This window comes from Rhodococcus sp. MTM3W5.2 (assembly GCF_001984015.1).
In the GTDB taxonomy this organism is placed as follows: Bacteria; Actinomycetota; Actinomycetes; order Mycobacteriales; family Mycobacteriaceae; genus Rhodococcus_G; species Rhodococcus_G oryzae.
On record NZ_CP019572.1, the window covers coordinates 365,115 to 383,355 of the forward strand.

Here is an 18,241-nt window from a genome sequence, read left to right on the forward strand (position 1 = left end):
TGGTCACCGGCGCAGGGGCACCCCGGAGTCGGATGCCAGGTACCCCACCCTCCGCTGCACGGCCGCGATCTCGCGTACGCCGTCGCCCAGCAGGCTCCGGTTCAGGGGCGACAGCTCCGGCATGGTGACGATGTCGCCGGGGGCGAGACCCGCGGTGATCTGATCCACCTGGTGGGTCAACCGCAGCCGCTGGAGCAGTGTGAACACCTCGGTGAGGATCGTCGTATCCCGTTCTGTGAGTAGGCCGTTCCCCGCCGCGGCCCGCAAGCGACCCGGCGTCGAGGCGGCGGTGGCCCCCACCGTCATGCCACCCCACCGGGCGAGGTTGACGATCGGTGTCAGTGCGTGCGTCTTGAGGTCGAAGGTGCCCCCGCGTCGCGAGAGCACGTCCCGCAGCGAGCGGGTGCGCGCGCGCCCGGCCAACGCATCACGCAGCTGCAGTCGCAGGGCATCGGGATGGTCGGCCCGCATGTTCCGGTAGGCGGTCGGGATGGTGTGCAGCGACCGCTCACCCCACACCACACGCCCGTCCAGGAGCAGCGACGACATGACGAGCCCGCGGTCCTGCAGCGGATCGTCCAACCAACGTGCCGCGGTGCGGCGCCATCCGGAGACCGACCGCGCGAACCTCGGTGTGCTCGCGACCGCACCGTTCGCGTCGGCGGGAAGCCCACAGTCGTCGAGGGTGACATGCACGGTCGCCGCCATCCTCATGAGACGTCCCGACTCGGGAGACAACTCGGGCACCCAGGACAGTGCGCTCTCGATATCGGATGAGGGCATCGCCTCGCGGCGCGCGATGCTGCCGAGCGAGAGCCAGGCGAATCCCGTCCGCGGCAGGTCCTCGTCGTCCGTCAACGCGAACTCCACAGCGCGCCGAACGACGCTGTCGATGACCACCGAGAGGATCCCGCTGGTCGCCGATGCCTCGGTGCCGCCGCGGAACAGGTCCACCACCAGATCGGGGATCCCAGAGCAGACTTCCTGTAGCGCAGCGGGGCTCGGCGACAGCGCGATCGATCTGCGCAGCACAAAACTCTTGCGGGTGGCCGCGGCGAGCAGGTCCGCCTCCTCGAGGACACCCAGCACCGCGCCACGGATCGTGAGTACCGGCATGTGCCGTAGGCCGCTCTCGAGCATGTCCATCAACACGGTGGCGGCCAACCTGTCCTCCGTGACGGTCTGGGCAGGCGTACTCATCACCGCCGCCACCGGGGTGCTCAGGTCCACCCCGGCGGCCACCACCCTGGTCCTCAGGTCCCGGTCCGTGAAGATCCCGAGGTCGCCACCCGGCAACGGGATCAGAATGTAGGAGCTGCGGCGTTCGCTCATCTGCCGGACAGCGTCGCGCACGGAGGTCCCCGGCGTGGTGAGGACCGGTTCGCCTCGCACCAGATCGCCCACGGCGCGTCGGGACGGGATCTGTTCGACCGGTACGGGAGTTGCGCCGGTGGCCTTCGCCGCAGCCTCCGCGAGGAAGGCCAGGCCGGCCGGCCTGGCGAACAGCGGCCGCACGAGTTCCCCTGGCAGGCGGTACACCGTGGTGGGTTGGCTCGCCCTGGCGGTGAAGCCCAGGTCGGAGCCGGTCAACAGCGCCGAGTAGCCGAACACGCCACCCGGATAGACGGTGTCAATGGGGACACCGGTGATCCCGTCGTCGTGCGGGTGCAGGAGCGTGACCTGTCCGCTCCGCACCACCCAGATCACATCGGCAGGCCGCTGCGTGGAGTCCAGAATCACTGCACCCGTTTGGTATTCATCCGTGACCGCCGCGCCTGCCAACTCGGTGAGCTCACCCGGCGTCAGGTATTGGAACGGTGGGTGCTTCGAGAGGAAGGTCGCGGTGTCGAGCTCGAGGTCCACGTTGTCATCCTGGGGGTTGCGGATGAGATCCGCGCACTTCTCCGCCATGGTCATGACCGTGATGTTCGGGTTGACGGCAGGCAGTTTCGGCATCGCCGACGCGTCCACCACCCGCAGGCGCTGTATGCCTTTCACCCGCAGCTGCGGATCCAGCACGGCGAGCGGGTCCTCGAACGACCCCATTCGTGCGGTTCCCGCGGGGTGGTAGACGGTGTTGTGCGTCTTGTGGACGTAGTCGAGCAGTTCCTCGTCGCTCACCGCCGCAGGCCCGGGCGCCAGTTCCCGTGCCACCCAGCTTTGCAGGGGATCTTGCTCGGCGATCTTGCGCGCCAGTCGAATACCCGCCAGCATCACGGTCTCGTCGTGGCCCTCGGGATCGGTGAAGTATCGCGGATCCACCTTCGGCCGGTCCCGGAAGTCGCGTGAACGGAGCCGCACCGTCCCGCGTGATCGTCCTTGCGTCACGTTCGGCGTGAGACAGAATCCGTTGTCGGTGGTGGGATATCCCCACCTCAGCGTGTTCATGTCGAAGGGCACGCTGCCGTAGTGCATCATCAGGTCCGGCTGCGTCAGCCCCGGGGCCGTTGTGGCGAAGAGGCCGATCTCCCACCACTGCGACGAGGTCGTCACCATGGGCCTCGACGCCTCCCAGAACACCAGACCCTCGACGTGGTCATCGAGGTTGCCGCCAACCCCTGGCGAGTCGACCCGCACGTCGATCCCGATCTCGCGCAAATGCACGGAGGGCCCGATTCCCGAGAGCATCAACAGCTTCGGCGTATCGATCGCACCGGCAGTGACGATCACCTCGCGGCGGGCGGTGGCGGTGTCATAGCCCGTGAGATCCGGACGTTGGTACCGCACCCCGGTGGCTGTCAGACTGTCGTCGATCAGTAGTTCGCTGACCCAGCAGTTGGTTCTGACCTCGAGATTGTTCCGCGTCCCCAGGATGGGATGGAGATAGGCATGCGAGCTCGACATGCGATTGCCGTTCTCGCCTGCGTTGATCTGGAACCAGCCCGCACCGTTGAGTACCGTTGCGCCCCTGTTGAATTGGACAGTGGGCAGTCCGGCCTTGGCTGCCGACTCCAGCACGGCGGCGCCGCACGGATCGTTCGGCGGGACATCGCGTAGCCGTACCGGGCCGCTGTGACCGTGTTGCCCGCCGGGGACATCGCTGTTCTCCACCCGGGCCACGAACGGCAATGTGCCCTCGGCGCCCCATCCGGTGGCGCCCATCGCCTCCCACTCGTCGAGGCCCTCCGCCGGCGGCCAGAACGCGATGCACGAATTGTGTGACGAGCACCCGCCGAGGACACGGGCCCTTGCGTGCCGCATGAAGCTGTTGCCCTTCTCCTGCGGCTCGACCGGGTAGTCCCAGTCGTACCCGGAGTCGAGGAGATGCATCCATTGCGAGAGCTCGAGGATGTTGCGGTCGTTCACGTCCGACGGGCCGGCCTCGAGAAGGCAGACCGTCACGGACGGATCCTCGCTGAGCCTGGCGGCGAGCACGCATCCCGCGGTGCCTCCACCCGCGATCACATAGTCGAAGACGGTGTCTGTCACGTTGGTTCGCCCTCCGGTGCCGCGGTGCGCGAGGTGGCCGCGTGCGAGGCCAGGGTGCCGAGGTGGTGCCGTCCCTTCATGCCGTACCAGAGCAGGCCGAGGCACAGGATCGCGCCGATGTAGACGAAGGCGCCCCAGGTGTTGTACCAGGGCGTCCCGTACACCTCGGGGCGCGGCCAGGCCAGGTTCAGTGCCATCCCCACGCCCCAGACCACGGCGAGGATGTTCACGGGCAGGCCCCACCTGCCCATGGTGAAGTAGCCGCCCTCCTTCAGATCGGGTGGCGGCCATTCGCCCTTCAGTCGCTTCTTCAGCAGCGGTCCGGTGACCATGAGATACGCGAGATAGATCATGATGATGGCGATCGAGGTCAGCACGGTGAAGATCTGCGGCTGGCCGATGTTCACCACGAGGATCAGGGCCGCGAGGACGCCGATCGCGATCGCGGGGACCACGGGCGTCTGGTGCTTGGGATGCACCCGGGCCAGCTTCTCCCCGAACGGCAGCGCGTTGTCGCGGGCCATGGCGAATGTCAGACGGATCGCGGCGGCGTGCACGGCGAGGGAGCACACGGTTATCGCGATCACGATGCAGATGAGGAATATCGTGCCCAGCGGACCCCACATCACCTGCTCGACGATGTACTGGAGGCTGCCCTCGGGGCTGCCGAGCAGCGGATCGTCGAGATCGGGCGCCGCCATGACGGCGAAGACCAGGATCGCTCCACCGATCACGAACGAAGCCAGGATCGCGCGGAAGATCGCCTTGGGCGCGGTCCGGCGCGGTTCGACGGTCTCCTCGCCAAGGGAACTGGCGGTGTCGAAGCCGTACATCACGTAGCCGGAGGCCAGGGAGGCGACGAGGAAGGCCCCGAGATAGCCGCCGCTCTCGCCCGCGCCGTATCCGTGGGTGGAGAAGAACACCTCAGGGCCCTGGTGATGTTCGCCGCCAGGATCACGGCGATGAGGACGGCGGCGATCAGCTCGATGAAGACGCCCGCGCTGTTGATCCTCGCCATCAACCTGACGCCGTAGGCGTTGACGAAGGTGGTGAACGCGATCATGACGGTGCCGAGAATGACCGCGTTCGTGGCGAAGTCGTACTCGCCGGTGCCGTCGCCGACGATCTGGAAGCCGCTCCATATTCTCGGCAGGTTGAGCTGCAACGCGAGGACCACGGCCGAGAGCGTCACGATCGAGGCGGTGAGCATCAGCCAGCCGGACGTCCATCCCACGATCCGGCTGCCCAGGATCTTCGCCCAGTTGTACACCGAACCCGCCACCGGGTACTTGGCCGCCAGTTCCATGAAGCACAGCGCGACGGCCAGCTGGCCGATGAAGACCATCGGCCACGACCACAGATACGCGGGTCCCGCATTTCCGAACCCGAAATAGAACAGTTGGAAGGTGCCGGTGAGGATGGAGATGTAGCTGACCCCGGCGGCGAAGCTGGCGAACTTGCCGAGGCTCCGGTCCAGGGACTCCTTGTAACCGAAATCGCCGAGTCCGCTGTCTCCAACCGCGATGTCGCGCTGAGTGGTCATGTCCGTGCGCCCTCCCCGGGTTCGGTCAGTCGTTGTCGAACCAACCCGCCGCAGTCGGCGCGGTGTTGTGCCAGATGTGCTTGATCTCCTGGTACTCGGACAGGCCGGCGGGGCCCAGTTCGCGCCCGTTTCCCGATCTCTTGAAGCCGCCCCATTCGGCGGCGGCGGTGTAGTAGCCGAAGTCGTTGAGCCACACCGTGCCGTGGCGCAGACCGCGAACCATGCGTTCGCCCCGTGCACTGTCGGCGGTCCGGACACCCGCGGCCAGTCCGTACTCGGTGTCGTTGCCGAGCCGGAGGGCCTCCTCCTCCGTGGTGAACCGCTCGACGGTGAGGATGGGGCCGAAGGTCTCCTCCCGCACGATGCGCATGTTCCGGTTGCAGCGGTCGAAGATGGTGGGCAGGTAGAAGCTGCCCCGTTCCAGGTCCGGGTCCGAAGGGCGGGATCCGCCGGTCACCAGTTCGGCGCCTTCGGAGACGCCAAGGGCCACATAGCGTTCGATCTTCTCCCGATGCGCCATGGACACCAGCGGCCCGGTTCGGCTGGCGGGATCGAGGCCGTCACCCATCCGGATCTTCTCGGCTCGCGCGGCGAGAGCGGCTACGAAGCGGTCGGCAATCGAGTCCTCGACGATGAGGCGGGTACCCGCGGAGCAGACCTGCCCGGAGTGGAGGAAGACCCCGGTGAGCACCTGGTCGACGGAGTCGTCACCGTCGGCGTCGGCGAAGACGATGTGTGGGTTCTTCCCGCCGAGCTCCACCGCGACCTTGGTGACATGCTTGGCGGCTGTCTCGAGAATGATCCGTCCCGTGACCAGTCCGCCAGTGAACGAGATGAAATCGACGTCCGGGGTGTCGGTCAGCGCGCTGCCGAGGACAGCGCCGCTGCCCTGCACCAGGTTCACCACGCCCCTTGGCACCCCTGCCTCCTCGATGAGCTTGACGAAGGCGATGGTGCTGAGCGGGGTGACCTCGCTCGGCTTGACGACCATCGTGCAGCCGGCGGCCAGTGCGGGCGCGATCTTCCACGAGATCTGTAGCAGCGGGTAATTCCAGGGCGCGATCAAGACGCAGACGCCGATCGGCTCGTGCACCACCCGGCTGATCACGTCGGGCCGACCGACATCCACCAACCGATCCGACTCGATCGCGGCGAGTCGCGCGTAGTACCGGCAGACCGACACGACATCGTCGATGTCGATCCTGCTCTCCGCCAGGGTCTTCCCGGTGTCGAGGGTTTCGATCCGTGCCAACTTCTCCTTGTCGCGCTCGAGCAGGTCGGCGATGGTGGCGAGCAACGCGGTGCGCTCCGCGACGGGCGTCCGGGGCCAGGTTCCCTCGTCGAAGGCTGCGCGCGCCGCCGCGATGGCGCGGGTGGCGTCGTCCGGGGCGGCCTCGTCGACCGTGGCGACCACCGAACCGTCGGCCGGATTGAGGCAATCGCGGGTGTCGCCCGAACTGGAGCGGACCCAGGTCCCGTCGATGAACAGGCCCGTATCGAACAGGTCGCCGATCGATTCGTCCTGCACCTTCACGCTCAACTCCGGGCCTCGCTTCCTCTCCCGGTTGCGGAGCAACCGGTCTTGGAACTCATCGATGTGACGCTCTGCCGGGACAAGCACGCCCTTCTACCGTAGGCCGGTGGAGGCGGTGTGGGCCGAGTTCACCGGGATTTCTTTCGAACCCTCACTCGGGCAAAGTTGTTGTCGGCGGTGTCGTCGATGCTCGGCACCGGTCCGGCGTAGCTCGGGAATCGGGGCCGGCGCCTTCGGTCCTAGTCTGGTGGGGTGGAAACGGTGAGTGAGGTGGAGCGACACTACGGCGGACGGCCAGTGACGGCCCGCAAGGCGGAACGGCGGTCGCAGTTCCTCGGTGCCGCCCTCACCGTCTTCACCGAGAAGGGTTATGCGCGAAGCTCGGTCGCCGACATCTGTGCGGCCGCGGGGCTCGCCCGAAGCCAGTTCTATGCCGAGTTCGCCAGCCGCGAGGATCTTCTCCTCGCGCTCTACGACCAGATCCAGTCCGATGCCAGGGACGCCATGGTCGCCGCGCTCGCGGAGGTGGACTCTGAGGACGTGCGCGAACACGCGGCCGCAGCGATGGCTGCCTTCGTGGAATCGATCGGCCAGGACCTGCGCCGAGCGCAGATCTCCTACGTCGACATCGTCGGCGTCAGCCCCCGGGTCGAGCAGCACCGGCTCGATCAGCGCGCGGTGTGGCGCGGCTTCTTCGAGTCGACCCTCAGGGGTGTCGCAGGCGCCGGGTTCGTCCCGCCCGGCGGGTACGCGATGGCCTCGACGGCCTTCATCGGCGCGTTGACCGCGTTGGTACATCAGTGGAGCACCACGGATCCCCGGCCGCCCGTCGCCGGCCTGATCGACGTGATGACCACCCTCCTCAACGCGTTGGTGAGCGGCGCATCCGAGGATTCCGCCGAGACCTGAGTGGCTCGAGGCGCCCCATTGTTATCCACGACACAACCCCCTACAGTCGTGCGAGCAAAGTTAGACACGAGTATCTAAATTTCCGTGATCTGCTCGCGGGACAGGGGAGGACACCGATATGGCAGGGCGAGGACTGATCGATCGAGGGGGCCGACGGCGCCGGATGTGCCTGATGGCCGCGGCCGCGGTGGCGGGGCAGTTCGCCCTGTCCGTGCCCGCGTTTGCCGCGCCCGCACCTGCAGGAGGGGCGGGATCGCCGCAGGTGGAGGTGCAGCAGGCGGAGCCACCGAAGCTCCCCGACGTCGACAGGGAGTTCTACCTCCCACCCACGGAGATCGTGGCCTCGAAGGCGCCCGGCGAGATCATCGCAGCGCGACGGGTCGACCTGGCGACCCTCAACGTCATTCCGACCAACGTCGATGCCTGGCAGCTCTCCTACCGCTCGAACAACGGCCGCGGCGAGCCGATCCCCGCGGTGACGACGGTCATCAAGCCCCGCGGCGACGTCCAGGATGGAACGCCGAGACCCCTGCTGTCCTTCCAGATGGCAGAGGATTCGCTGGGGAATCACTGCGCTCCGTCGTATGTCATGCGGCAGGGTGCGCTGCCGTGGCTGCTCACGGGCGCCGCCACCTCGGGCGCGCAGTTCCTCGAGGTGCAGGCCGCGCTCGCCCAGGGCTGGGCGGTGTCGGTTCCGGACCATCAGGGCCAGAACTCCTCGTTCGCCTCGGGACCCGTTGCCGGACGGATCACCCTCGACGGGATCCGGGCGGCGGAGAACTTCGCGCCGATGGGGCTGGACGGCCGGTCGACGAGGGTCGGGATGATCGGCTACTCCGGTGGATCGATGCCCACAGGCCATGCGGCGGAGCTGCGCAAGTCCTATGCGCCGGAACTCGACATCGTGGGTGTTGCCATGGGCGGTGTCGCCGCCGACCTCGGCGCCCTTGTCGAGAACGCCAACAACGCGGCCGGGGCGGGCATCGTCCTCGCGGGGGTGATCGGTGTCAGCCGCGAGGATCCGGAGCTGGCGGCGTTCATCGAGGAGCGGATCAATCCGGTCGGCCGCGTCCTTCTCGACGCGAAGGACAATCTCTGCGTGGTGTGGAACTCCGCCCTGGCTCCGTTCCTCGACAACAAGGGCTTTCTCGACGGTGGGGATCCGCTGCAGAACCCGATCGTCAAGGGCGCCCTCGCACGGACGGCCATGGGCCGGTCGGTCCCCGACATGCCCCTGTACATCTACCAATCCAACCCCGATTGGCTCGTGCCCGTTCCACCGGTGAACAAGCTGGTCGACACGTACTGCAAGGACCCGTCCGCGAACGTGGCCTACACGCGCGATCACTTCAGCGAGCACCTGAGCCTGGAGGTGGCCGCCGTGCCGAGCGCGCTCCTCTGGCTGCGGGACCGGTTCGCCGGTGTGCCTGTCCAGAAGGGGTGCAGCACCACCGACGTCGGATCGATCGCGCTTGACCCGAGGACGTGGCCGGTCTGGCAGCAGGTCGTCGGCGAGGAGGTCGCAGGCCTGTTCGGAAAGCCACTCGGCGCCTAGGGTTCGTCACGGGCCGTCGGTCCACCGCAGCTGGCTTCGAGACGGGGGAGATCGGATGAAGGTTGCAGGAATCGCCGCGCGGTTGGCCGCGGCAGCGGGAACCGGAGTCGCCGCGGTTCTGTTCGCGGTCTCCGGTCCCGGCGTCGCCGCTGCGGCACCCGGCTGCATCCCGTGGACGACCGAGCGGGTGGCCGAGGGGTACGGGACGCTCGAGAACCTCGCGTTCGACGGCCGCGGCGGAATGCTGTTGTCCGAGACGTCGCTGACCGGGGCGGTCGGCGCGATCAGGCGACTCGAGGCGACCGGATCCCGCACCACCGCGGTGCCCGAGGTGAAGGCGCCGGGCGCGATCGTGGTCGTGGGCGACACCGCCTACTTCACCACCGGGAACGGGCTCGCCTCGGGACTTCTCGGCCGTAGCGACGGCACGATCGACGCGCTCGACCTGGACTCGGGCGCCGTCACCACGGTCGAGACCGGGCTGACCATGCCCAACGGGCTCGCACGGCTCCCCAACGGGGACTTCGTGGTCAGCCGGGACATCGGGCAGTCGACGGGACTCACCCGCGTGCCCAGGAGTGCCGAGCTCCCGTCCGGGTTCGCGCCCAGCCTGAGTTCGACCAACGGGCTGGCCTACGACGAGGCCACCCGCCGACTGTATGTCGCAACGACCTTCAACCCGGTCACCACCATCGCCGCCGTCGACATCGACCACCCGGACGCCCCGCCGCGCCGGTTCGACCTGCCGGGGGCAGGCCCGATCAACTCCGCCGACGATCTCACGGTCGGGCCGGACGGAGCGGTCTACGTCGCCATGAACGTGGCGGGGACGGTCGTGCGGCTCGACCCGGCCACCGGCGCGCAGTGCACCGTCGCCGCCGGCCTGCCGCTGATCTCGTCGGTCCGGTTCGGTTCGGGGCCGGGCTGGGACCCGAACGCGCTGTACGCCACCAGCTTTCTCGGCACCGTCGTCAAGCTGACGCCGCCCGCACCGTAACCGCGTGACCGGCGAACCCCTTCGATCGCCACTGTCGAGGGGAGCCGCCCGCTAGGGTGGCGAATTGCCGACGACGGCGAGGAGGAGTGAGCATGGGGCAGCCGACGCACCGGACCGTCGCGGTCAACGGGATCGACCTGCATTTCGCCGAGCAGGGCGAGGGCCAGCCGGTGGTGCTCTGCCACGGGTTCCCTGGACTCTGGTTCAGCTGGCGTCACCAGCTCGCGGCGCTGTCCGCTGCGGGCTACCGCGTCATCGCCCCGGACATGCGCGGGTACGGACGGACGAGCGCGCCCATGCAGGTTTCCGAGTACGACCGGCCGCACACGGTCGGTGACCTGGTCGGCCTCCTCGATGCGCTCGGCATCGAGCGGGCGGTCTTCGCCGGCCACGATTTCGGCGCCCACCTGACCTGGGACCTGCCGGCCTGGGCGCCCGATCGGGTGTCCGCACTGATGCAGCTGAGCGTCCCCCGCGCGCCTCGACTGCCGGTACAGCCGAGTGTCGGGTTCAAGTACCTGGCGTCCAAGCACTTTGCGCACGTGCACTACTTCCAGGAGTCGGGCGTCGCGGACCGGGAACTCGGCGACAACACCAGGGCGTTCCTGGCCAAGATCTTCCATGCGCTCAGCGGTGCGAACCGCTACCTCGACTGCTGGGAGTTCCCCTCCGAGGGCAACGGCTACCTCGATGTGCTCCCTGATCCACCCGCCTTGCCGTGGAGCTGGCTCGATGTGGGCGAATTCGACTATTACGTCACGGAATTCGAGCGGACCGGGTTCACCGGCGGCCTCAACTGGTACCGCGCCGAGGATGCCGTCTGGGCGCAGAACGAGTCGCTGCACGCGAAGCCGGTGGAGGTCCCGGTCACCTTCATCGCCGGTGCCAAGGACCCGGTGCTCGAGATGATGGGCAGCGACCCGTTCGCGACCATGGGTCGGCTGGTGCCGGGTCTGGTCTCCACCCACGTGATCCCGGACGCCGGGCACTTCGTGCAGATGGAAAAGCCCGCCGAGGTGAACGCGGCGATGCTCGAGTTCCTCGGCGGACTGACTACTTGATCGTGTCCAGCGAGGCGAGGGTGAGGGAGCAGGCCTGAGCTACCTCCGCGCCCTTCTTGTCGAAGTGGTTCGCGAAGAAGACGGCGTGATCCTCGTGCTCGTGGAAGTGGTGCGGGGTGAGCACGGCGGAGAAGACCGGGACGTCGGTGTCGAGCTGGACTCGCATCAGTCCGTCGATGACCGCGGAGGCCACGAACTCGTGCCGGTAGATGCCGCCGTCGACGACCAGTCCTGCGGCGACGATGGCCTGGAACCGGCCGGTACGGGCGAGCCGCAGCGCGTGCAGGGGGATCTCGAAGGCGCCGGGGGTCTCGAAGAACTCGATCTCGCCGGAGGTGTGGCCCAGTGTCCGCCACTGCGCGACGAAGGCGTCTCGTGCTCGGTCGACGATGGGTCGGTGCCACGTGGACTGAACGAAGGCGATGCTCATTCCATGATGCTAGTTCGGCGCACCCCGGCGTGGCCATCCGGACATGCGTTCAGTTCAATTCTCCTCAAGTCGGGGCTGAATTCTCTTGTCATGCAAGGGAATCACTGTATCGGGCGCGGTACGTGTTATCTCCGTACAGTGTGGACATGGACAAGCCCGAGGTTGCCCTTGACAACTGCGATGAGGTCTACGACTTCTACCTGCGTCACCAGCAGAACCGCCTGGCCGCGAAGGCCGCCTACGGGCTCCTCGCGCTGAAGTTCCGGCCGAGGGTGACCTACGCGGATGGGGCGAAGGAGCAGGTCCGGGCCCTGGTGCGGTCGGATTCCCGGCTGGTTCTCGCGGTCAATCACCTGAGTCAGCGCGATCCGTACACGGTGGCCGCCGCGGCGTCGGCCAGCGCGCTGCGCCCGGCGATAGGCCGCACCCGGGTGCTGGCGAAGGACGAGCTGTTCCTGGAGCCGAAGCGGCGCGAGCGGGTGGATCTGATGGGCGGGATCCCCGTCTTCCGCGGCAAGAACCACGGGATGCGCGCGGTCAACGCGGCCGGGCAGCGGATGATGGATGTCTGCGCCGAGCGGATGCGGCGGGGCGATGACCTGGCCATCTTCCCGGAGGGGACCTGCAACTTGGAGGATCCGACCCGGCTGCAGAAGATCGGAAGCGGGATCGGCCACATCATGAGCCGGGCGGTGAAGCTCGGGGTTCGGCCGGTGCTGCTCTATATGGGGATCAGCTACGGTCCTGTGCCCGGCAAGGAGACGCGGGCCAGCGTGTACCTCGACAATCCGGTCACCGAGATCCCGGAGAAGCCGGCCGACATCGCGCGACTGGTTGCGGCCGGACTTCAGCGCGCGGTGGACGGGGCGGTCGCGCGCTACTGACCTCTCCCTAAATACCCCCTTGGGTATGATCTGGGTATTCGACGAGGAGAGGAACCTCATGCAGGAAGTGGATCTGGTGGCGCTCGACGCCGCCCTGGCCGCGGGCGCGCCCGTGATCGACGTGCGCGAAGCCGATGAGTACGCCCGCGGGCACGTGCCGGGGGTCCGGCTGATCCCGCTCGGCGAGCTGGTGTCCCGCATCGACGAGGTGCCCGCCGCGCCGACCGTCTACGTGATCTGCGCGATGGGCGGCCGGAGTGCGCACGGCGCCTCTCTGCTGGGGGCCGCGGGTATCAACGCGGTGAACGTCGCGGGTGGCACGGACGCGTGGATCAGCTCCGGCCGATCGGTTGAGTCGGGCGCGTGACCCGTCGGGCGCCTACCGAGCCCACAGGCGGCGGTAGGCGTCCTCCTCCGCCTCGCGGGCGGCCTTGCGTCTCGGGTTGTCGAGGTCCATGGGCAGGCCGTTCTTCTGCAAGCGCCGCGCGCGGTTCTGGTGGATGTAGACGACCGAGTAGAACAGGGCAAGCAGGATCCCGAGCAGGACCATCGACCCCCGCAGCCACAGCGGCCCAGGGAAGAGCATGAAGATCACGAACAGCGGGATGAACGGCACCATTGCGCGGACGAGGTGCCGGGCGACGTAGTGGTCGCCCGTGATGTCGTTGAGCACCCAGTCGTTCATGGATGCGGGCAGCTTGGCGCCGCAGGCGTAGGCGATCCACTGAATCGGGTTCGGTCGGGTGGCGCTCATTCGTTCAGTGCTCCTGCCTTGAGTGCGGCCCGGTTGATCCGGGTGAGAACGTCGTGCAGTTCCTCGAGCTCGGGTAGGCCGACGCCGAGGCGCTCGACCACCGCGGGCGGAATCAGCTCGGCCTGGGCGCGCATGGCCCGTCCGGCCTCGGTCAGGTCGACGACCAGCTGCCGCTCGTCCTCGCTGCTGCGGGACCTGGTGATCAGGCCCGACGCCTCGAGCCGCTTGAGCAGTGGCGAGAGGGTCGGGGAATCGAGCTGCAGGGCGCTGCCGATCGCCTTCACCGACATCGGCGCCTCGCCCCAGAGGGCGAGCATCACCAGGTACTGCGGGTGCGTCAGGCCCATCGGCTCGAGCAGCGGGCGGTACACCGAGAGCACCGCGCGATTGGCGACCGCAAGCGCGAAGCAGACCTGGCGGTCGAGGGCGAGCGGGTCGACCCCGGGTGCCTGCGACTGTTCCATGATGGACATGCAGTAGAGCGTACACGAATAGATCGTGCACTAACTAACTTCGCGGGACCGCGAAGCCCCACGGCAACTCCAGCCGGTGTCGGCCCAGCAGCTCCGCGTCCGCGAGCAGCTCGAGCACCGGGCCGTCCGCCACCAGCCTGCCGTCGTCGATGATCACCGCGCGGTCGCACAGCTGCGCGGCGTAGGGCAGGTCGTGGGTGACCAGCATCAGGGTGGTGTCCAGCCCGAGCAGCACCTCGGCCAGCTCGCGGCGGGCCACCGGGTCGAGGTTCGCGGACGGCTCGTCGAGTACCAGCACGTCCGGCCTGCACGCCAGCACCGTGGCCAGCGCGACCCGCCGGCGCTGCCCGCCGGACAGGTGCGACGGTGACCGTTCGGCGTGCTCGCTCATGCCGACAGCGGCCAGCGCATCGGACACCCGCGCCCGCAGCTCGTCGCCGGTGACGCCGAAGTTCGCCGGGCCGAACGCGACGTCCTGCGCGACCGTCGGCATGAACAGCTGATCGTCCGGGTCCTGGAAGACGATCCCGACCCGGCGCCTGGCCTCGCGCAGGGTGCCCCGCTCGACCCGGGTGCCGCCGATCTCGACGTGGCCCGCGGTGGGGAGAGCACCCCGTTCAGCTGCAGCATCAGGGTGGTCTTGCCGGCGCCGTTGGGGCCGAGCAGCGCAATCCGCTCGCCGACACCGACTTCCAGGTCGACGCCGCGCAGCGCGACCCGGCCGTCGGGGTAGGCGAAGCCCAGGTCACGCACCCGCACCGCGGCGGTCGGGCTCATCCGGCCACCGCCAGCGCCGTCAGGCAGACGGCGACCGCGCCGACGGCGGGGGTGAGGCCGAGCAGCCAGCCGCGCGCGGTGGCCGCGGGTGCGCCGAGATCGGGCATGGCGCCGGTGAACCCTCGCGATGCCATGGCCAGGTGGACCCGCTCGCCGCGCTCGTAGGTCCGGAGGAACAGCCCGCCCACCCCGCGTGCGGTGGCGCCGATCTGTCGCAGGGTGCGGGGATCGTCACCGCGGGAGATCCGCGCGATCCGCATCCGGTTCGCCTCCGCGGCAAGTAGATCCACGTAGCGCAGCATCAGGACGACGACGGTGGTGACGAGGGCGGGCACCCGCAGTCGGGTCAGCCCCAGCGGCAGGTCCGCGGTCCGGGTGGTGGCCGCGAGGGTCAGCGAGGTGAGAACCCCGAGGGTGCCCTTGATCAGGATGCCCCAGGCCGCGTACAGGCCGGCGACGGACAGCGACAGTCCCGCCCATCGCACCCGCTCGCCACCCTCGCCGAACGGGAGCAGCACCGCGAGCACGACGAACGGTGCCTCGATCAGCATCCGTGGCGCGATCCAGCGCAGCGGGATCCGGGCGATCTGCCACACTGACAGCAGGACAATGGCATACAGGCCGAAGGCCCACATCTGTTCGCGCGGCGTCGCGACCACCGCGAAGACCCCCACCGTCGCCGCGACGATCTTCACCTCGACCGGCAACCGGTGCACCGGGGAGTCGTCCGCGCGGTACAGCGGGTGGGCGTGACCGGCGCCCATCGTCAGGTCCTGCGGGTGCGGCCCGCGCGGGCGATCAGCCAGAAGAGGCCGCCCGCAACCGCGAATGTCGCAGTAGCGCCGAGGATCCCGGCGATTCCGGACAGGTTGTCATTGCCCGCGACGGTGTAGTCCGCGAGTGGGCCGCCTGCGAGGTGGTGCTCCCCGGCGTTCTGCGCGATGCAGTTGCCGGTCAACTCCTCGCCCGCCGCCGTCTCGATGACGGTGCAGCCGCGCAGGGTGGCGGAGTCCAGGCCGTCGGGACTCGAGCTGGCGAGGTAGCTGACGACGCCCGCGACGAACAGGGCGACGACGGCGAAACCCGCAAGGAACCAGGACCTTCGGGAGGTCATGCCGGTACCTCCGTGGTCGGTCGGGGCGCGGTGCGCAGCAGGTACACCAGGTCGGGTCGGGCCCTGGCGACGGCGACCACTGTGAGCGCGGTGATCAGCCCTTCGCCGACCCCGATCAGGGTGTGGGTGCCGAGCATGTACCAGACGACGGTGTCGAGCGTCGTCTCTCCGGCGCCGCCGAGCGCGTACTCGAGCAGGAACCCGGACGCGGCCGCCAGCGTGTTCGCCAGCGCGGCAACGAAAGCCAGTGCGGCGAGGCCGGCATCACCGAACCTGCGGCGCAGGGGCCGCAGGGCGACGGCCACCGCATAGCCGACCCCGACGCCGATCAGTGCCATGTTCGTGATGTTGGTGCCGAGCGCGGTGATGCCGCCGTCCGCGAAGAGCAGCGCCTGCACCACGAGCACGATGGTCACGCACAGCGCGCCGGTGTAGGGGCCGACCAGGATGGCCGCGAGGGCGCCGCCGAGCAGGTGGCCGCTGGCGCCCGGCAGGATCGGGAAGTTCACCATCTGCACCGCGAAAATGAACGCGGCCACCAGGCCGGCCATCGGCGCGGTCCGTTCATCGAGTTCGGTTCGGGCCTTCCACGCGGCCACGGCGATGCCCGCGACCGCGACGACCCCGAACAGCAGCGAGGTCGGCGCGTCCACAAGGCCGTCGCTCATGTGCATCGCGAGGACGGCGTCGTTCGGGCTGTTCACGAGCGGAGCATAACCAGTCATCTCAACAATTGCTCAGTTGTTCAAATGAATGTAACAAGGGCTCGAGGCCTGCTCACTGCAGGTCGATCACCGGCGTGGACGGCTCGAGCTCGATGCCGAGCCGGCGGAGATTGCCATCGAGTACCTGCCAGATGGACACCTCGAGGAAGTCAGCGAGCTGCGCCGCGGTCAACGCGTGTTGCGGGTTGCTCAGCCACCGGTTGACGCTGACATCGACCAGGCCGATCAGGCCGAAGGCGAGGGTCTCGGACAGCTCCGTCCCCTTGCCAAGCTTGGTCAGGACGGTCTCGAGCAACGCGGTGAGCCGCAGCGCGATGGCGGTCTTGGTGCCGGTGACCACCCGGGAGCCGGTGGTGCGGTGACTGGGGGACCCGGTGCCGAGGAACTGGTGCAGTCGCGGGAAATCGACGATCCAGCGGAGGTAGGTCTCGACGGCGTGCGAGATGGTCTCGCCGACGGTGCCCTCGGGGAGCAGGGCGGGCGCCACGTACTGCATGAGTCGCTCGATGATCCGCGCCCGCAGCTGTTCGTCGAGATCGCCGCGGTCCTTGAAGATCCGGTACACCACCGAGCGCGGTACCCCGGCTCGCTCGGCGATCTGCTTGACCCCGACGTCGGAGCCGCCCTCGTTGATGGCGTCCATGGCTGCCTCGAGGATCCGGTCGCGGCGATCCGCCTTGTGGTCGTCCCACCGGGTGGCGCGACCGTCCGGTTCGGGCGTCACGGCGTCGACTCGTTCTGGCATCGGCCCCACGATACCCATCGGACGATTGACGGGACAGCGTGTCTCACTTACTTTAGTGAGACAGCGTGTCGCAGACAGATTTGTCACACTCACTCAGGAGTTCAGATGGGCAACAGGGTTTTCGTCGTCGGAGTCGGCATGACGAAGTTCGAGAAGCCGGGGGCGCGCGAGTGGGACTACCCGGACATGGCGCGCGAGGCCGGAACCAAGGCTCTCGAGGACGCGGGTATCGACTACCGCCAGGTGGAGCAGGCCTACGTCGGTTACGTCTACGGCGAGTCCACCTCCGGCCAGCGCGCCGTCTACGAGCTGGGCCTGACCGGTATCCCGATCGTCAACGTGAACAACAACTGTTCGACGGGCTCGACGGCGCTGTACCTGGCCACACAGGCCGTCAAGAGCGGGCAGGTCGACTGCGCGCTCGCGCTCGGCTTCGAGAAGATGCAGGCGGGCTCGCTCGGCACCACCTATGACGATCGCGAGCAGCCGATGATGCGGCACCTGCTCGCGCTGGCGGAGCTGCAGGAGTTCGCGATGCCACCCGCGCCGTACATGTTCGGCGCCGCGGGCAAGGAGCACATGGAGCGGTTCGGCACCACCGAGGAGCATTTCGCCAAGATCGGCGTCAAGAACCACAGGCATTCGATGAACAACCCGTACGCCCAGTTCCAGGACGAGTACACGCTCGAGGAGATCCTCGCCTCGAAGCGGATCTACGGCCCGTTGACCAAGCTGCAGTGCTCGCCGACCTCGGACGGCTCCGGCGCGGTGATCGTGGCGGGCGAGGCGTTCGTGGACGAGCACGATCTCGCAGGCCAGGCCGTCGAGATCGTCGGCCAGGCGATGGTGACCGACATGGAGTCCACCTTCGCCGACAGGAGCGCGATCAGCCTCGTCGGCGCCGACATGACCCGCGTGGCAGCCCGAAAGGTTTACGAGCAGGCCGGTATCGACGCCTCGGACGTGGACGTCATCGAGCTGCACGACTGCTTCTCGACCAACGAGCTGCTCACCTACGAGGCGCTCGGTCTGTGCCAGGAGGGCGACGGCGGGAAGCTGGTCGATGCCGGTGCCACGACCTACGGCGGCCAGTGGGTCGTCAACCCGTCCGGTGGCCTGATCTCCAAGGGGCACCCCCTCGGCGCCACCGGCCTGGCCCAGTGCAGCGAGCTCACCTGGCAGCTGCGCGGCGCCGCGGACAAGCGTCAGGTATCGGCCGCCGCCACCAAGGGCGGGGTCGCGCTGCAGCACAACATCGGCCTCGGCGGCGCCGTCGTCGTCACCGCGTACAAGCCTGCCGACCGCTGACGC

16 protein-coding genes and 2 pseudogenes are annotated in these 18,241 nt (G+C 68.3%); 7 read left to right on the forward strand and 11 right to left on the reverse strand.

Annotated elements, in window-relative coordinates:
• Positions 1-3: 3 nt before the first annotated feature.
• The 3 genes and pseudogenes from BTZ20_RS27545 to BTZ20_RS01775 all read right to left on the reverse strand — a co-directional run bounded on the left by BTZ20_RS27545 (position 4) and on the right by BTZ20_RS01775 (position 6,500).
• On the reverse strand, positions 4-3,429 hold the full coding sequence (locus BTZ20_RS27545; RefSeq protein ID WP_223263570.1) for a GMC oxidoreductase: 3,426 nt from the start codon (positions 3,427-3,429) through the stop codon (positions 4-6).
• A pseudogene (locus BTZ20_RS01770) lies at positions 3,426-4,972 on the reverse strand (APC family permease). Before BTZ20_RS01770 ends, BTZ20_RS27545 begins: the two are co-directional and overlap by 4 nt.
• Positions 4,973-4,997: 25 nt before the next feature.
• Positions 4,998-6,500 (reverse strand): aldehyde dehydrogenase family protein, encoded by a 1,503-nt coding sequence (locus BTZ20_RS01775; RefSeq protein WP_077043397.1) that lies wholly within the window; start codon positions 6,498-6,500, stop codon positions 4,998-5,000.
• A 258-nt stretch (positions 6,501-6,758) separates the two neighbouring features.
• Between BTZ20_RS01775 and BTZ20_RS01780 the strand changes: the two genes are divergently transcribed.
• From BTZ20_RS01780 to BTZ20_RS01795, 4 genes are all read left to right on the forward strand, one after another.
• Positions 6,759-7,415 carry a TetR family transcriptional regulator gene (locus tag BTZ20_RS01780; RefSeq protein ID WP_077040162.1) on the forward strand — a complete coding sequence of 219 codons (657 nt, stop codon included), beginning with the start codon at positions 6,759-6,761 and terminating at the stop codon, positions 7,413-7,415.
• A gap of 163 nt (positions 7,416-7,578) precedes the next feature.
• Positions 7,579-8,970, forward strand: a complete 1,392-nt coding sequence (locus BTZ20_RS01785; protein ID WP_077040163.1) for a lipase family protein — start codon at positions 7,579-7,581, stop codon at positions 8,968-8,970.
• 55 nt (positions 8,971-9,025) lie between these two features.
• Positions 9,026-9,967: an SMP-30/gluconolactonase/LRE family protein gene (locus BTZ20_RS01790; protein ID WP_077040164.1), complete on the forward strand. Its 942-nt coding sequence runs from the start codon at positions 9,026-9,028 to the stop codon at positions 9,965-9,967.
• A gap of 92 nt (positions 9,968-10,059) precedes the next feature.
• Complete coding sequence (locus BTZ20_RS01795) at positions 10,060-11,028, forward strand: alpha/beta fold hydrolase (protein WP_077040165.1); 969 nt, start codon at positions 10,060-10,062, stop codon at positions 11,026-11,028.
• Here the strand turns inward: BTZ20_RS01795 and BTZ20_RS01800 are convergent.
• Positions 11,021-11,458: a 6,7-dimethyl-8-ribityllumazine synthase gene (locus BTZ20_RS01800; protein ID WP_077040166.1), complete on the reverse strand. Its 438-nt coding sequence runs from the start codon at positions 11,456-11,458 to the stop codon at positions 11,021-11,023. The two genes, BTZ20_RS01795 and BTZ20_RS01800, sit on opposite strands and share 8 nt — an antisense overlap.
• Before the next feature lie 146 nt (positions 11,459-11,604).
• Here BTZ20_RS01800 and BTZ20_RS01805 point away from each other — a divergent pair, with 146 nt between their 5' ends.
• Together BTZ20_RS01805 and BTZ20_RS01810 are read left to right on the forward strand one after the other, a co-directional pair.
• Complete coding sequence (locus tag BTZ20_RS01805) at positions 11,605-12,342, forward strand: lysophospholipid acyltransferase family protein (protein ID WP_077040167.1); 738 nt, start codon at positions 11,605-11,607, stop codon at positions 12,340-12,342.
• A 58-nt stretch (positions 12,343-12,400) separates the two neighbouring features.
• Positions 12,401-12,709, forward strand: coding sequence for a rhodanese-like domain-containing protein (locus BTZ20_RS01810; RefSeq protein ID WP_077043398.1), 309 nt, complete (start codon positions 12,401-12,403; stop codon positions 12,707-12,709).
• Positions 12,710-12,721: 12 nt separating this feature from the next.
• Here BTZ20_RS01810 and BTZ20_RS01815 read toward each other — a convergent pair whose 3' ends face one another.
• The 7 genes and pseudogenes from BTZ20_RS01815 to BTZ20_RS01845 form a co-directional block, all read right to left on the reverse strand.
• Complete coding sequence (locus tag BTZ20_RS01815; protein ID WP_077040168.1) at positions 12,722-13,096, reverse strand: DUF5313 family protein; 375 nt, start codon at positions 13,094-13,096, stop codon at positions 12,722-12,724.
• Positions 13,093-13,560, reverse strand: a complete 468-nt coding sequence (locus BTZ20_RS01820) for a MarR family winged helix-turn-helix transcriptional regulator (protein WP_145982427.1) — start codon at positions 13,558-13,560, stop codon at positions 13,093-13,095. The genes BTZ20_RS01815 and BTZ20_RS01820 overlap by 4 nt, the downstream gene beginning before the upstream one ends.
• Positions 13,561-13,603: 43 nt before the next feature.
• Positions 13,604-14,346: pseudogene (locus BTZ20_RS01825) on the reverse strand (energy-coupling factor ABC transporter ATP-binding protein).
• On the reverse strand, positions 14,343-15,110 hold the full coding sequence (gene cbiQ, locus BTZ20_RS01830) for a cobalt ECF transporter T component CbiQ (RefSeq protein ID WP_077040170.1): 768 nt from the start codon (positions 15,108-15,110) through the stop codon (positions 14,343-14,345). The pseudogene BTZ20_RS01825 and the gene cbiQ overlap by 4 nt, the downstream one beginning before the upstream one ends.
• Before the next feature lie 2 nt (positions 15,111-15,112).
• Positions 15,113-15,460, reverse strand: coding sequence for a PDGLE domain-containing protein (locus BTZ20_RS01835; RefSeq protein WP_077040171.1), 348 nt, complete (start codon positions 15,458-15,460; stop codon positions 15,113-15,115).
• Complete coding sequence (locus BTZ20_RS01840) at positions 15,457-16,134, reverse strand: energy-coupling factor ABC transporter permease (RefSeq protein ID WP_077043399.1); 678 nt, start codon at positions 16,132-16,134, stop codon at positions 15,457-15,459. The genes BTZ20_RS01835 and BTZ20_RS01840 overlap by 4 nt, the downstream gene beginning before the upstream one ends.
• Positions 16,135-16,237: 103 nt before the next feature.
• Positions 16,238-16,930 carry a TetR/AcrR family transcriptional regulator gene (locus BTZ20_RS01845; protein WP_077043400.1) on the reverse strand — a complete coding sequence of 231 codons (693 nt, stop codon included), beginning with the start codon at positions 16,928-16,930 and terminating at the stop codon, positions 16,238-16,240.
• Positions 16,931-17,035: 105 nt separating this feature from the next.
• On the opposite strand from BTZ20_RS01845, the gene BTZ20_RS01850 reads away from it, so the two are divergent.
• The gene (locus BTZ20_RS01850; RefSeq protein ID WP_077040172.1) at positions 17,036-18,238 is read left to right on the forward strand and encodes a lipid-transfer protein; all 1,203 of its coding nucleotides are present in this window, start codon (positions 17,036-17,038) and stop codon (positions 18,236-18,238) included.
• The last annotated feature ends 3 nt before the right edge of the window (positions 18,239-18,241 follow it).

Excerpts from the sequence above, each read along its gene's own strand:
- BTZ20_RS01785 (WP_077040163.1), top strand. The coding sequence starts at position 7,579 with ATGTGCCTGATGGCCGCGGCCGCGGTGGCGGGGCAGTTCGCCCTGTCC.
- BTZ20_RS01790 (WP_077040164.1), top strand. The coding sequence starts at position 9,026 with ATGAAGGTTGCAGGAATCGCCGCGCGGTTGGCCGCGGCAGCGGGAACC.
- BTZ20_RS01795 (WP_077040165.1), top strand. The coding sequence starts at position 10,060 with ATGGGGCAGCCGACGCACCGGACCGTCGCGGTCAACGGGATCGACCTG.
- BTZ20_RS01800 (WP_077040166.1), bottom strand. The coding sequence starts at position 11,458 with ATGAGCATCGCCTTCGTTCAGTCCACGTGGCACCGACCCATCGTCGAC.
- BTZ20_RS01805 (WP_077040167.1), top strand. The coding sequence starts at position 11,605 with ATGGACAAGCCCGAGGTTGCCCTTGACAACTGCGATGAGGTCTACGAC.
- BTZ20_RS01810 (WP_077043398.1), top strand. The coding sequence starts at position 12,401 with ATGCAGGAAGTGGATCTGGTGGCGCTCGACGCCGCCCTGGCCGCGGGC.
- BTZ20_RS01815 (WP_077040168.1), bottom strand. The coding sequence starts at position 13,096 with ATGAGCGCCACCCGACCGAACCCGATTCAGTGGATCGCCTACGCCTGC.
- BTZ20_RS01820 (WP_145982427.1), bottom strand. The coding sequence starts at position 13,560 with ATGGAACAGTCGCAGGCACCCGGGGTCGACCCGCTCGCCCTCGACCGC.
- cbiQ (WP_077040170.1), bottom strand. The coding sequence starts at position 15,110 with ATGGGCGCCGGTCACGCCCACCCGCTGTACCGCGCGGACGACTCCCCG.
- BTZ20_RS01835 (WP_077040171.1), bottom strand. The coding sequence starts at position 15,460 with ATGACCTCCCGAAGGTCCTGGTTCCTTGCGGGTTTCGCCGTCGTCGCC.
- BTZ20_RS01840 (WP_077043399.1), bottom strand. The coding sequence starts at position 16,134 with ATGCACATGAGCGACGGCCTTGTGGACGCGCCGACCTCGCTGCTGTTC.
- BTZ20_RS01845 (WP_077043400.1), bottom strand. The coding sequence starts at position 16,930 with ATGCCAGAACGAGTCGACGCCGTGACGCCCGAACCGGACGGTCGCGCC.
- BTZ20_RS01850 (WP_077040172.1), top strand. The coding sequence starts at position 17,036 with ATGGGCAACAGGGTTTTCGTCGTCGGAGTCGGCATGACGAAGTTCGAG.